This window comes from Paraclostridium sp., assembly GCF_051656405.1.
Lineage (GTDB): Bacteria > Bacillota > Clostridia > Peptostreptococcales > Peptostreptococcaceae > Paraclostridium.
In genome coordinates this window covers 14,634-28,596 of record NZ_JBOGBV010000057.1, presented here as the reverse complement: position 1 = coordinate 28,596, position 13,963 = coordinate 14,634, and the positions used below count along the sequence as shown (strand labels likewise).

General features: G+C 23.4%; 17 protein-coding genes. 14 read left to right on the top strand and 3 right to left on the bottom strand.

All coding sequences use genetic code 11. The annotated features are described in order from the left end of the window. Positions 1 to 264 precede the first annotated feature (264 nt). Both ACRDDE_RS08330 and ACRDDE_RS08325 read left to right on the top strand, forming a co-directional pair. Positions 265 to 1,896: an amidase family protein gene (locus tag ACRDDE_RS08330; RefSeq protein WP_438626816.1), complete on the top strand. Its 1,632-nt coding sequence runs from the start codon at positions 265 to 267 to the stop codon at positions 1,894 to 1,896. A gap of 164 nt (positions 1,897 to 2,060) precedes the next feature. After that, complete coding sequence (locus ACRDDE_RS08325; protein ID WP_438626815.1) at positions 2,061 to 2,522, top strand: MarR family winged helix-turn-helix transcriptional regulator; 462 nt, start codon at positions 2,061 to 2,063, stop codon at positions 2,520 to 2,522. 485 nt (positions 2,523 to 3,007) lie between these two features. Here ACRDDE_RS08325 and ACRDDE_RS08320 read toward each other — a convergent pair whose 3' ends face one another. Then, a complete protein-coding gene (locus ACRDDE_RS08320) occupies positions 3,008 to 3,385 on the bottom strand; it encodes a hypothetical protein (protein ID WP_438626814.1) in 378 nt (125 codons plus the stop codon). 276 nt (positions 3,386 to 3,661) lie between these two features. Here ACRDDE_RS08320 and ACRDDE_RS08315 point away from each other — a divergent pair, with 276 nt between their 5' ends. From ACRDDE_RS08315 to ACRDDE_RS08295, 5 genes are all read left to right on the top strand, one after another. Further along, positions 3,662 to 4,030: a hypothetical protein gene (locus tag ACRDDE_RS08315; protein WP_438626813.1), complete on the top strand. Its 369-nt coding sequence runs from the start codon at positions 3,662 to 3,664 to the stop codon at positions 4,028 to 4,030. A gap of 309 nt (positions 4,031 to 4,339) precedes the next feature. Further along, positions 4,340 to 4,555: a DUF3955 domain-containing protein gene (locus tag ACRDDE_RS08310; RefSeq protein ID WP_438626812.1), complete on the top strand. Its 216-nt coding sequence runs from the start codon at positions 4,340 to 4,342 to the stop codon at positions 4,553 to 4,555. A 27-nt stretch (positions 4,556 to 4,582) separates the two neighbouring features. Next, complete coding sequence (locus ACRDDE_RS08305; RefSeq protein ID WP_438626811.1) at positions 4,583 to 5,062, top strand: DUF2975 domain-containing protein; 480 nt, start codon at positions 4,583 to 4,585, stop codon at positions 5,060 to 5,062. A gap of 20 nt (positions 5,063 to 5,082) precedes the next feature. Continuing rightward, complete coding sequence (locus ACRDDE_RS08300; RefSeq protein ID WP_438626810.1) at positions 5,083 to 5,571, top strand: DUF2975 domain-containing protein; 489 nt, start codon at positions 5,083 to 5,085, stop codon at positions 5,569 to 5,571. Positions 5,572 to 5,580: 9 nt separating this feature from the next. After that, positions 5,581 to 5,802, top strand: coding sequence for a helix-turn-helix domain-containing protein (locus ACRDDE_RS08295; RefSeq protein WP_438626809.1), 222 nt, complete (start codon positions 5,581 to 5,583; stop codon positions 5,800 to 5,802). 309 nt (positions 5,803 to 6,111) lie between these two features. Here ACRDDE_RS08295 and ACRDDE_RS08290 read toward each other — a convergent pair whose 3' ends face one another. Together ACRDDE_RS08290 and ACRDDE_RS08285 are read right to left on the bottom strand one after the other, a co-directional pair. After that, on the bottom strand, positions 6,112 to 7,218 hold the full coding sequence (locus ACRDDE_RS08290) for a replication initiation protein (protein WP_438626808.1): 1,107 nt from the start codon (positions 7,216 to 7,218) through the stop codon (positions 6,112 to 6,114). A gap of 811 nt (positions 7,219 to 8,029) precedes the next feature. Next, positions 8,030 to 8,239, bottom strand: a complete 210-nt coding sequence (locus ACRDDE_RS08285) for a zinc ribbon domain-containing protein (protein WP_438626807.1) — start codon at positions 8,237 to 8,239, stop codon at positions 8,030 to 8,032. Positions 8,240 to 8,951: 712 nt separating this feature from the next. Between ACRDDE_RS08285 and ACRDDE_RS08280 the strand changes: the two genes are divergently transcribed. The 7 genes from ACRDDE_RS08280 (at position 8,952) to ACRDDE_RS08250 (ending at position 13,929) form a co-directional block, all read left to right on the top strand. Further along, the gene (locus tag ACRDDE_RS08280) at positions 8,952 to 9,170 is read left to right on the top strand and encodes a hypothetical protein (protein WP_021434379.1); all 219 of its coding nucleotides are present in this window, start codon (positions 8,952 to 8,954) and stop codon (positions 9,168 to 9,170) included. A 122-nt stretch (positions 9,171 to 9,292) separates the two neighbouring features. Next, the gene (locus tag ACRDDE_RS08275) at positions 9,293 to 10,048 is read left to right on the top strand and encodes an ABC transporter ATP-binding protein (protein ID WP_021434375.1); all 756 of its coding nucleotides are present in this window, start codon (positions 9,293 to 9,295) and stop codon (positions 10,046 to 10,048) included. Next, positions 10,005 to 11,468 carry a hypothetical protein gene (locus tag ACRDDE_RS08270; protein ID WP_438626806.1) on the top strand — a complete coding sequence of 488 codons (1,464 nt, stop codon included), beginning with the start codon at positions 10,005 to 10,007 and terminating at the stop codon, positions 11,466 to 11,468. Before ACRDDE_RS08275 ends, ACRDDE_RS08270 begins: the two co-directional genes overlap by 44 nt. A gap of 45 nt (positions 11,469 to 11,513) precedes the next feature. Further along, positions 11,514 to 12,407, top strand: a complete 894-nt coding sequence (locus ACRDDE_RS08265; protein ID WP_438626805.1) for a PqqD family protein — start codon at positions 11,514 to 11,516, stop codon at positions 12,405 to 12,407. Further along, positions 12,404 to 12,688: a hypothetical protein gene (locus tag ACRDDE_RS08260; RefSeq protein WP_148552038.1), complete on the top strand. Its 285-nt coding sequence runs from the start codon at positions 12,404 to 12,406 to the stop codon at positions 12,686 to 12,688. Before ACRDDE_RS08265 ends, ACRDDE_RS08260 begins: the two co-directional genes overlap by 4 nt. Next, positions 12,681 to 13,253 (top strand): thioredoxin domain-containing protein, encoded by a 573-nt coding sequence (locus ACRDDE_RS08255; protein ID WP_438626804.1) that lies wholly within the window; start codon positions 12,681 to 12,683, stop codon positions 13,251 to 13,253. The genes ACRDDE_RS08260 and ACRDDE_RS08255 overlap by 8 nt, the downstream gene beginning before the upstream one ends. Before the next feature lie 43 nt (positions 13,254 to 13,296). After that, positions 13,297 to 13,929 carry a DUF3267 domain-containing protein gene (locus tag ACRDDE_RS08250; RefSeq protein WP_438626803.1) on the top strand — a complete coding sequence of 211 codons (633 nt, stop codon included), beginning with the start codon at positions 13,297 to 13,299 and terminating at the stop codon, positions 13,927 to 13,929. Positions 13,930 to 13,963: the final 34 nt, after the last annotated feature.

Below are 13,963 nucleotides of genomic sequence, written 5' to 3'. Positions count from 1 at the left end.
TCCAAATTTTACATTCTCATTTTAATAATCAAATCAAAACAATTCATATATATTAAAATCTTCTTACCTATGTTACGAAAAAGACACTTAAAGAAAGAAAACATTAAGATTTAATTCCTTTTTTCTATGATAGAATTTCCTCAAGGAGGTAACACTATAAAAAATAACTACTAGTTTTTATGAAAAAATAAGAAAATACTAATTTATAATTTAATTTAAATTAACTAGTCTTAAATTATAAATATAAATATGAGGAGATAAATCGTGAAAAATTTTTTAAAATATTCATTAATAACAATTGTTGTACTTATTGTTATTGTAGCCTTTAATTTTCAAAAAATAATTGTGAAATTTACTTCATTTATTATTGAAAATAGCATTAACAAACAAGTTAAAATGCAGTATGATGAAAAAAAAGTTACTAAATCAAAAAATGATATTAATATAAATCAATTTAAAGCTGAATTAGATCAAATGAGTGATTTAAAATTCAAAAACATTGGTGAATTGATATCAAATGCAAATATAAAAGATATTCAATCTCTATATGATTCTAAAAAGCTTACTTGTGAGGAATTAGTTATTTATTATTTAAAAAGAATTGAAAAATATGACATAAATAAACTAAATTCAATAATAGAATTAAATCCAGATGTAATTAAAATTGCAAGAGAAAAAGACAAAGGAACGAAATCTGGAAAATTATATGGAATTCCAATAACTTTAAAAGCAAATATAGGTACTTCAGACAAAATGCATACTACTGCAGGTTCTTACGCTTTAAAGGATTCTATTTTAGATGAAGATTCTTTTATTGTTAAAAAGTTAAGATCTGAAGGAGCAGTTATACTAGGTAAAACTAATCTAAGCGAATTTGCAAACTATATGACTACAAAATCCTCTAATGGATACTCCGCTTTAGGAGGCCAAACACAAAATCCTTATGGTAAATTTGATGTTGGTGGCTCTAGCTCTGGATCAGCATCATCTGTTGCAAGTGGGTTTTCTGTTGCGTCAATAGGAACTGAAACAGCAGGGTCTATAATATATCCGTCTAGTCAGAATTCTGTTGTAGGAATAAAGCCATCTATAGGTTTGGTTAGTAGAGATAGAATAGTCCCTATATCTGAATCACAAGATACAGCTGGTGTAATATCTAAAAATGTTGATGATGCTGCTTTAATACTTAGTTCTATATATGGATATGATACAAATGATAAAGATACAATAGCCTTTAAAAACTTAGATGAAAATTATAGTAACTATTTAACTGAAAAATCAATAAAAGGTATAAAAGTAGCTATACTTAAACCTTTTGCGGCTAGAATCAATGAATCTTATATTTTAGAGAAAATAGAAAAAGAATTCAAAGGTATGGGAACTCAAACTCAGATGGTTTCATTCTCTGATGAAGTTAATAATATAAAAATGAGTGAAGCATTAGAGGCTGGGTTTAAATTTGATATAGCTAAATATCTAAAAATTGCTAAAGTTAATGGAATAAATAGCTTAAAGGATATAGTTGATATTAATAAAGAAGATTTAGAAAATAGAGCTCCTTATGGCCAAGATTTATTAGAAAAATCCCTAGCAAATAAAATGACTTCTGAAGAATATAAAAACTTAGTTGAGTCCAATAAAAACATAGCTAGTAAAGAAATAGATAGTATATTAAAAAATGCAGATGTAATAGTATCTTTAAGTAATCAAGCTGCAACCGCATATGCACCTGCTGGTTATCCAGCTATTACTGTTCCTGCTGGATATAAAATTAGTGGAGAACCAATAGGTATTACTTTTGTAGGATCCAAATTTGAAGAAGGTAAATTATTAAAAATAGCTAATGTATATGAAAATAATACTAAATATAGAAAAGATCCTAATTTAAAATACTAGTTATATATTAACTGTTAAATCCATCAGACTTCATATTAATGTTTTCTGATGGATTTTTATATACTATAATTATAGTATATAAAAATTGACATCAATAAATTTTTATGTTTAAATAATTTTAATATAAAACTATTTAAACATAAAATATTTTTCGGAGGGCAATCATGGATTATAATGACGCTAAATTTAAAAAAGCAATAGAAGTATTGCAATCATTTTATTCACTGATAAAAGAAACTAGTGATTTTACAAAAAAAAATGCTCATGAACTGGGTATGACTATACAACAATTATCTATTTTAAATGCATTAGCTACAAATTCAGACTTAACGCTAAAAAATCTTACTGAGGTAATGTCAATGTCTCTTTCAAAAAGTTCTGTAAGCTTAATAGTAGATAAATTAGTTGAACAAAATATAGTTGAAAGAAAATCCTCAACAATAGATAGAAGGAAGATTATACTAAATCTTACAGAAAAGGGTGATTACCTTTACCAACAATCACAAAATAATGCATATGCTTATAAAGCAATGTTATTAGCTCTTGATGGTCTAGATCCTAAAGATATCGATTCATTACTTGAAATACATGATCATATAATTGAAAATATAAAATCACTAAAATAGTTAAATACTAAAATTAATTTAATAGATATTCATCTTGTCTTTAGTATTAATATATTATCCATATATATTAATTTTCTGCTACAAAAACATATATACGGGTATAAATTATTACTATACATATTAAAGTAGTTTATTAAATAAAAATAAATTTGTAGGTGATAATTATGCTAACAAATTTGATTTTAATATTATTGTCTATAGTGGCACTAAGTTTAAATCATACCGAGGATAAAGATGCAAATAAGTATGTTTTTTATGGAACTTTTTTAATTATCAATTTAATTTTATTATTTGGTATAAAAAATTTAATTTCATATATACTACTTTTTTTACTTTCTATTTTATGTATATTTGCATTTATAAAAATCTCATTTAAAAATAACAAATTATTTCAACAAAAAACAAGAAACCAGAAAAAAGATTAAATATATATTTAATCTTTTTTTATTTAAAGATTAAATTGTATATAAGCAAAATTATAAGTATTAATCTACTTTACACCTATCTATTATTTCATAATCATCATCAATTTTTAATTCTTCTAAATCCTTATTTATATTATTTTTCTTAATGTAATTATCTTTAGATGTATTATCATTAATTTTTAAATCTTTAAACTCATTTGAAAATGTAATTAAATTTGAATAATCATGCAATATTTTTTGTAATAAATAAGTTCTTTCGTTATGATATCTTAAAATATCTTTTATTAAATTTAATTTATAGTTATAGTCATCTATAGAATCAAATTCATTTAGTATAATTTTATTTAGCAATACATCAAAGGATTTACTTATATTAGATTCAGTACACAAGATTTCCTTAATAATATTAAAGCACTCTTCTTTGTATTTCGCCTCCATGTGTCAATCTACCCCTTCTGTTCAATCTTTTTTTGTTAATTTAATTAATATCTAAAAATTTATACTAATAATGTATTCAATTCAGCTTTTTAGTTTACACATAAATATTTAAAATTCTTCAAATTTGTAAATATTTATTTCAACTAGGAATTTAATATTCTTATTTGTTATTTAGCTTGTTAACAAAAATAGATTTAGTTTTTATAAAAAAATAGTTGTTTTTTTTTTATAATATACTACAGTTAATGTTAAGTAGCTTAATAACGGAGGTTTTTTATGATTAGTTTATCTAATAAAAAGCAAGTTGAAAAACTTCAATTTGAAAAAACTAGACTTGAAATTAAAATTTCAAAGTTAGAGGAAGAAGTTGTTAAATTAAAATCTGAAATGGAAAAGCAAGAAAATCTTATCAATGAGTGGCGAAAATATTATAAAGAATCCGTAAATGAAATAGCCAAATTAAAAAACCAGCTTAAAGATTTCAATCCAAATTTAAAGCCACGAAGTAAAAAAATATCACAAAATGATATAGACAATATAAAAAATTTATTTAATATGAAAAAGTATACTTACAGAGAAATAAGCACTCTTTCTAATTGGAGTATATGTACTATATCTAAAGTAATTAATGGTTATTATGATTAATTGTTTACACCATATAAGTTGAATGTACTAATTAATCAATAGTATTTTTATACATTTTACCAAGGATTTAAAAGATTTTTAATATCTAATCTTTTAAATCCTTTTTTATTTATGATTGTAAGATATTTAATCTTAATTCATATAAACATCTAATTAAAATATATATAATATTTTATTAAATTTCATCATTAAATCAACTGCTAAATATTCCCAAAGGATATTTTTTTATCGAAAAACAATAATTTTATATTGATTTATTATAATTACCTGTTATAATTTAATTAAAGCAAATTAAAAGGAGAGTCTACAATGAAAAAAAATATATTATATTCAATACCATTTTTAATAGCAATAGGATGCTTAGTAATTTTCAATATTATAGGATCTGAAGTTGCTGCAGATGGAACTCTTATAGAACCATTTTTCTTAATCCCTACATTCTGGTTATTTTCTTTCATAGGAATTTTAGCTTTAAGCTTTAGATTTATGCTATTTCTATTTAAGAAAAAGCATATTAGCCAATAGATAAAATCTAAAATAGGATATGAATTAATGGATAAAAATTTTTGTTCAAAAATTTTAAACAATATTGTCTCAATAGGTATATTTATAACTCTAATATTATTTTTACTTATACCTTTATTGTTCAACTATTTTTTTAAAAATACTTTGGGATTAGTAGGTGGAAATATATCTTTATTTGTTTCAACTGGAGTTTATATATGTATAATTCCTTACTTAATAGCATTAATTACACTGAAAAAATTATGTAGTTTAATAATAGATAATAAAAATCCATTTTCAAAGGAAACTACTTGTTTATTAAAAATAATATCATTATGTGCTTTTAGTGAATTTTTTGTATTTAATACGGTACAATTATTTTTATGTAATTTATTTGATATTTATTTATATTCAATTAACCTAATTCCAACTGTTTTAATTTCATTTATTTCTTTATTTATAGGACTTTTTAATTTTGTCTTGTATAAAATTAATTACGAAATAATTAAAATAAAAAAAATCAAATAAAAAAAATCGAGGTCATAATTATGGGAAAAAATATTAGTTCAAAAATACTAAATAACATTGTTTTGGTAGGGATAGGACTAACAATATGCTTACTTCTATTCTTACCACTAGGGCTTACAGCTTTTTTTAAAAGCAGCCTGGGTATAGTTGGATCAAACATACCTATTGTTTTATCTTTAGGAGTATATATATGTGCAATTCCTTATTTAATAGCATTAATATCATTAAAAAAATTATGTAGTTTAATTGCTAAAAAAAACCCTTTTTCAAGGCAGATTCCTTATCATCTAAAATCAATAGCAATGTGTGCTTTTAGTGAAATTTTGATATTTAATGTGGTACAATTATTTTTATGTTACTTATTTAAGGTTTACCTTTATGCCCTTAACATAATACCAGCTATTTTAGTTTCATTTATTTCTTTAGCTATAGGATTCTTAAGTTTGGTATTAGGTAGGTTATATACTATGGCAATTGAAATAAAGGAAGAAAATGATAAGACTATATAAGGAGATATTATGGCGATTATAGTTAACTTAGATGTAATGATGGCAAAGAGAAAAATGAGTTCAACTGAACTTTCTGAAAAGCTTGGAATCACTATGGCTAATCTTTCCATATTAAAAAATAATAAAGCTAAAGCTGTTAGGTTTACAACTTTAAATAGTATTTGTAAAATATTAGACTGTCAACCAGGAGATATTTTAGAATATGTTGAAGATATTGAAGTTAGTAAATAGCTATAGTTAATCAAAAGATACTGTTTTTAAATTTAAAAACAGTATCTTTTTGAATTTAATTATCAATGTGTTGCTTTTATATAAATTTTTTTTGAAAACATTATAATTTTAAGTTATTGGACATTAGTGTTTTCAACTACTTAGTATTTTACTTGAAGTTTTGATAGATAATACTTATTTTAAAATTATCAATGTGACACACTTTGATTTATTTGTCTACTATTTCTACCACAATTAAAATGTTTAATATCTATATAAATTTTATTATTTAAACTTTTAATATAATTATCAAGTTGACATATTTTAGGACTACCAAAATAGATCCATTTCTTCTTTATGCTTTATATCTTCTTCATACTCTTTCTTGTACTCCAAAATTTTATTATCTAAAGTTCCCTTAAAGAATTTATATGAAACGGCTTTTATAGTTTCAACATCGTCTTTATCAAGAGTTATCATAACTGCATCATCAAATGCTTTTTTCATATAATCATTTTTAAAGTCTATATTTTCAAAGTCCATTTTAAAACTTCTTAAAGTTCCTTTTGTAAAAACTGTTTCATCTGGAACAAAAAACTCTCTATTTAAAATAGATTTATCTAACTTTAAATTTATTTGATTTTCTTCAAATTGTTCAGATAAACTTGATTGTTCATAAATTTTAGACTCCCCAATTTGATCAATTACATCATCTTTAGAGAAATACTTTCGCTTATCTAAGTCTTTTACTATAAAATCTATTGATTCAACCTTTCTTCCTGATTTATTTTCTTTTATATCTATTTCAAAAAAACCACTTTCATTTAGCTCTTTTATCGCTGGTAAAATTACACGTCTTTTAAAATTTGAATATTGAGGATAACTATCTTCTAACATTAAATACATCTTTATATCCTCAATTTTATAATTTATAGTTTGTTTAGTTCCTGACCAAACTCTTATTAAATCATATAACCTTTGAGCATTATAATTTTTTAAGCTAAATAGTATAGCTAAATTTGCAGGAGTATATCCTGTCTTTAAGTATTGATCTAATAAAGTATAAATTTTTTTTGGGCTTTCGATTCTAAAAATCTGAGTTTCTTCATCAAACTGGTATCCTGATATAAAGTTGTATTGTCCCCAAATTAATTTATCATTTCTCTTTTTTTCAATGAAAAATATACTTTTGTTCATAAGACCTTCTAAATAACTGCTTATTTTTTTTACAGTTCTATCATTAGTTCTTTTTATTATTTCTTTAAATTCATCATAATGAATATCACAATGCATTGATCCATTATAGTTTTTTTGAAGTTTATAAAGTATTAACAAAAATATTCTATTTTCATTCAATGTTAAACTATATTTAGATTGGATTAGTACATTGTTTTTCATAAGTATTTTTGGATTTTCTATATCAGTTAAATTACTCATAATATCCCCCAATTCTATTAACTAATAAAATTAGTATATCATATGTATAATTTTAAAGTGTCACTTTTGCAATTTTGACACTTTAATTTAACAGTGTTAACTTTTTTGCTATACTAATTCATTATCAAAGTGACACTTTTAATGCTATCAACTTGACACTTTTAACTATCAACTTGACACTTTTAACTATCAACTTGACATATAAAAACTATCAACTTGACACTTTTAACTATCAACTTGACACTTTTAACTATCAACTTGACACTTTTAATTGCTTCAGTATAAGTAATTTCAAGGTTTTCACCGCTCCCTAAATACTATAAATACTATTAAATACTATTTAAATAATAGTAAAGACTAGTAAAGGTACTTTTCTGTTCTAATCTAATCTATTTAAATCAAAATTTATTATCAATATGACATATTTATTTTTACTACCCTATTGCTTAATTTAATTGTACTTATTATGTAATGTATATTTTTAAACTTTGAAAAATATATAGATCTATATTAGGAATTAGTGTTATATAACGTTAATATATATTTTCCGAAGAAATCTTTTTTAAGAAAATATATATTAATAAAGAATAGAGTTTAAATATAGATTTAAACCTCTCAGAGCTTATTAGAAAGTTTTTATACACTAAAATGGATAAATGTATTATAAATTAGAAAATTTGGTTAAAAACGGAAGATAAAGATCGAAAAAACTGTAATTTTTAGTAAGAATAGAATGAACAATTTAATATCAAATTCAAATAAAAAAGAGATATTAGTATATAATATCCCTTTTTTATTTGAATTTGATATATTAACCTATAAGAAAATCTAAAATATTCCACCCATCTGATGTATTGATTTTGTAAAGTTCCGTATATCCACATTTAGTACAACTTATAGTTATAAATTTTTTATTTTGGATATCAAATATTTTTGCAAAATTTCCACCTGTAGCTTGAAATTGATCACTCTCATAAGATGTATTTGAACATTTAGGACAAATATATTGTTTTTTCTCCATGACTTAAATCCTCCTAATATTGATTTAAGTAAAATTTTACTATAATAAATACAGAAAAACTAATTAAAATTAGTTACAATATAAAACTTTATATTATTCCTTATCTTTTAATTTATTGATTTCAGCATTAATTTGATTATTAGATTTTAAAAACTTAAAAATTGATAATTAAGCAAAATTGGATTAAAAAGAGTATTTATATTAATGTAAATTTTTTATTCTAGACATCTATAGTTTTATAAAGTTTAAACATTTTAGATTAGGATTGAGTATTTGCAATAAGATTTATTTTAATGTTTAGAATAAATCTTATAAAGTTTCATCCGAACCTTAAACTTTATAAAATAGAAAAAAGTTAGCTAATAGAGAAAAAAATGATAAAAAAATGCAAAATAAAACAAATTTCAACAAAAACAGACTTATTTAATTTTTAATATAGAAAATAAAGATTTTTATCTTAAAATTGTCCTTATATAATGAAAGAAAATATAGAGTGATTTCAATATCTGAGAATAGCAGATGAAGTATATTTATTATATATACTTACTTATTTCAATTGAGTAAATCATATAAACATTTTGACATTATTCGGGTTAAATATTGCAAACGATTTTTTGATATGCAACAATGTATACAAAGGCAAGGTTGTCAAATATCTAACAATGTCTTTTGACTTAGGTGTTCTATTTAAATTATAGGAGGAGATTGGGAAATGGAATTAATACAATACAATGCACCTGTAATAGAGTGTGATAATTTTGAAATAACTGAGGAACAAGCATGGTTTTTAGTTTTCGTAGCAGTACTTTTAGCATTAGGAGCTACTGTTGTTTTAGGAGCTGCAATTTGGTGTTTAGTTCAAGGTAAAGGAAGTTTTACTGGTGGAGTTAAGTGGGAAAATGGACTTAACGTTAACATAGAGTGTAAATAGATAGGACTTTAATTTATTAAAATTATACTAAAAAATTTAAAACTATAACAAAAGATAAAGATTTAAATTTAGGACACCTAAGTCTATAAATTGATTTAAGTACTGGGAGGAATGTGTAAACTATGCTTTATGTAGATAACTTGACAAAAACTTATAACAATAAAATTGTTGCTATAAAAAATCTCAGTTTTTCTTTAAATAAAAATAAAGTTTTAGGGCTTGTAGGCCCTAATGGATCTGGAAAGACTACAACAATTAATTTAATCTTAGGGACTATCAAAAGAGATACAGGTAAGATATTATATGAAAATTATAAAAATGATAGTCTAGAATTTAAACAGAAAGTTGGATATATCCCAGATGACTTGATACTACCGGAATCTTTGACTGGGAGAGAATATATAGATTTTATTTTATCAGTATACTCTATAAAGAAAAGTGATAAATTAAAAAAATTAATTCAACTGTATAATATGCAAGACTTTTTAGATATTTTGATAAAAGAATATTCACATGGAATGAAGAAAAAAATTCAGATAATAGTTGCTTTCTCATTAGAAAGCGAGGTAATAATTATTGATGAACCTTTCAGGGGGTTAGATATAGAGTCAATTATAATAACAAAACAGCTTTTTAAGAGCTTTATAAGCTCAGGAAGTATATTATTATGCTCACATGATTTAAATTTGATTGAGGAATTATCGGATGAGGTAATAATGCTTTATAAAGGTAATACTGTAGCAAAGGGCACAAGTCATCGTTTAAAAGAAGAATTTGAATGTGAAGACTTAGAAGAAGTTTTTATGAAAGTTGCTATAGGGGAGGACAGAAAAAATGAGATTGGAGAAATCATTTCTAATTTTAACAACAATGCTTAAGGGAGTTAAAAATAGTTTATATAATAAAATCAAAAAATACTTTGTTTTTATATCTATTGTAGTCCCATTTTTTATTTTTTTAGGAGCTATAATATCGTATAAGATATTTTCGCCTATGATTAATGCTATTATTAGCGGAAATAAAAGTATGTTTTTTTCATTTATTTCCTCAAGTATGTTAAATGTAACTTTAATTACTTTTGTTATATACATAATACTAATTAACTCAGACAATGATAGCAGTAATTATAGCAAAATAATAAAATGGTTACCTCTTACAAAGAGAGAAAAGATATGTGCACAAACAATTCAAGAATTATTTTTTATAATTATTACCAATCTATGCTATGTAACATTTTTTCACCTACCATCATTTATAGGATCCAAAGTTAATATAAAAATTATTATTATATATTTAATATCTGTAATTTTGCAATCATTATTGATATATTTCTTATTAAATATTATTTATCTATTAATAATTAGATTACTGTACTTTATATCACATAAAAAATTTATCAGAGAATTAGCCTCAATTATTTTAGGCATAAATACGTTTATTTATTTAGTTAGCAAAATTAACCTAGATAGTCTTTTAGTTAAAAGTAATTCATATAAGGTATCGATAGTAAACATTTTATTACCCGTTATAGATATGTGCTTGGGATATGGATACTTTAACTATAAAGATGCAAAAGTCTGTTTGATTCTAAGTGGAATAATTTTGATTTTAGGAATATTAATAATGATTGTATTTGCTGGGATTGAACTTGATAATAGAAATTTAATGCTTTTTAAATATATACCAAAATACAAAGGTAAAATGTTATGGATTGTAATAAAAGAAATTAAACATATTGTACGAAGTGAGACTAATATTTCAAATTTCTTTGTATTAATATGCATAATTATATCTGTAGGTTTTTTGGATCCAAACACTATAGACAAAACAATTGCTAATTTAATTTTATCAAGTTTTTGTTCAATATTCGCACTAAGTTCATTTGGTGAAGATAGAAATTTCACTATTTACTCTAATATAGTTCCTATTTCTAGTAAGTTAATTTCTTATGGGAAACTAATAGGGAATCTTATTATTGGGATATTGCTATATACGATACTATTTTTTATCGTATTTACATATTTAGGTATAAATATAGAATTATTTAAAAGTGGATTAATGTATACTGCAATGGGGGTTATAGTGATTTACACATATGGTATTGTAATTCCAGTTAGAGAAAAAGAGCCATTTTCAAATATAATTGTATTTTTATCTTTTGCGGCAATATGTATTTTGATTTCTATAATATCACTAACATTTAGTGGTGCATATATATATCAACTTATTTTAATATCTGTAGTAGCTATAACGTTGATGATACCAAAGCTTTATAAGTTAAATTCTAAGTTAGATTAAATTTATATTTAAATAATACATTTTAATTTATAAAGGAGAGATTAGATGAATCTATTTACATTTTTAATTGAAAAGATAAAAGCATTATTAAAAATAAAAACAGTTTTTATTATTCCTAAGAGCGTAGATTTAAATGAAAATTTAATTTTTGATAAGGATTTAAATAAAAGCATTACACTAAATGGGGTTGCTTATGAAATTTTAAAGTTGGTTAATGGCAAAAATTCTATAGATGACATAGTTATAGAGTTACTCAAAAAGTATAATGTAAAAAAGACTGTATTAGAAAGAGATGTAATAAATATATTAAGTAATTTACAAGATAAAAACTTAGTTGAAATTAAGGTAATAGGGAATAAAATCGCAGTTTTATTTTTAAATATAAGTATATTTCAATATGTGTACAAGAAAAGATACTCTGTTTCTGAATCTAAATTTGGATCTTTGATTCTTTTACTTTATGTAGTAACAAAAAAGTTGTTTGTAATGTGGATCATTACTTTTATAACTATTTACTTATTTAAACATAATTTAACATCTGAGTTTAATGAGAAGATAAATTATGCAATTGATTGCTACATGGTTTTTATACTTTCAATTATAAGTGGATTTGTTATGCATGAATGGATTCATATAGCTGTTAGTAAAATTCAAAATCAAGAATTTCGTGGATACATATTAGCAAGAAGATTTACGGTAAGCATAGTTAAGGTAAATACCGAATCTAGTTTATTATCCATTTTACTAGGACCATTGATTCCAAGTATTTTAGGAATCATAATAATAGCAATTTCAATAAAAATACAAAGTATAATGATATTTGCTCTAGGAATAGGATTTGCAGTTAATGCAATAAATTTATTACCTTTTACACAAGATGGGAAAGGAATACTTAGGAAAATTCTAATGAAGAAACTAATGAAGGGAGCTATAAAATGAAAAAAACATTAGGCATTATATCTGCTGCATATTTTATACTTATACCATTTAGTATAGTTTTTTACTTACTATATTCATTGATAAGTAATAAAAGTGTAAATTTATTTAATGGTGGAGTTGTACTAGATGTAGCACAAAGTAGTTTCAAATTAAACATAAGTTCAAACTTAGTTTTGATATACATAGTTTTATATATAGTACTTATTGGATTAGTATTCATAGTTTCAAGAACGAAGTTTTGTAAAAATTTCTATGAAAAAGGAAAGAGGGCAAATGGATAAGAAAAGAGTAGTTAAATTAGTTTTATTTATTGCTTTTATTGCAATCTGTATATCAGCATATTCAATATACTCTAAAGGTAAAGAAACTATAGATACAAAGTATGGACTAGCATATGGAGACCCTAATGCCAAAATAAAATTGGTAGAATACATGAGTTTTCAATGTATAGACTGCTATGAGTTACATGAAAATATAGGAGATACATTAAGAGATAAGATCAAAAATGGTGAAATATATTATGTAGTAAAGCATGTTGATTTTGAAAAGTTTAAGTATGATGATGTTATATTCAACAGAATTGATAACCTAGATAAAATAGAAACGGTAGATTATATAATGGATAATTATAAAACATGGAGTAAAATGAAAAACGTGAAAGATGTTGAAGAGTTTTTTAAACTAGGTGCTATTAAAAAAGATAGAGTTGAGATGCAAAAACATATTCTGTCTGAAAGAGATGATCTTGGAATAGATTTTATACCTACATTTTATTTAAATGGTGAAAGGCATGTTGGATCATTTACAGAAAAAGAGTTCAATAAAATGATAAGTGATGTAAAATAAGTCTATATAGAATACGCATACATGTAAATGAAAGGAAATTTTTATGAAGTATATAAGTAAAATACCAGATACAGATATTAATTTAAATAAGGATATGATTAGTACTGGTTGGAAAATGTTAAAAGAACCTCTAAACTTAGTTACAGCAACTCTAATATCATTACCTATATCAATTATAAATATTTATTTATGTATATTTTTTATTAAGCTTATAAATAAAGACTTATTGACAATTATAAACTCTATTTTTTATGATGGAAAATTTGTTTTTACAATTAAGATTATATATATAATATACATATATGTGTATATATTTTTACATGAAGTTATTCATTTAGTATGTATTCCAAACTTTGCAAACTCTAAATCAACATTTATTTCAGTAAAACTATGGGGTGGTTTTGTTTATACAGAAGAAATAATTAGTAGAAATAGATACTTGATAGTAACTATAATGCCATTTATAATATTGTCATTTGTAATGCCAATTATAATGACCTTATTAGGGGTAAACCCTATGATTATTTTAATTTTGGCAATTGTTAATGCTGCAGGAGCATCAGTAGATGCATTATCTTTTATACTATTGTTTTTTCAAGCTCCAAGAAATAGCAAGATAAAAAACAATGGAATAAAAACTTTCTACAAGATTAGTAAAGTATCTAATTTAGATTAGTAAATGCATAAAAAGGGAGGACAATTGTCCTCCC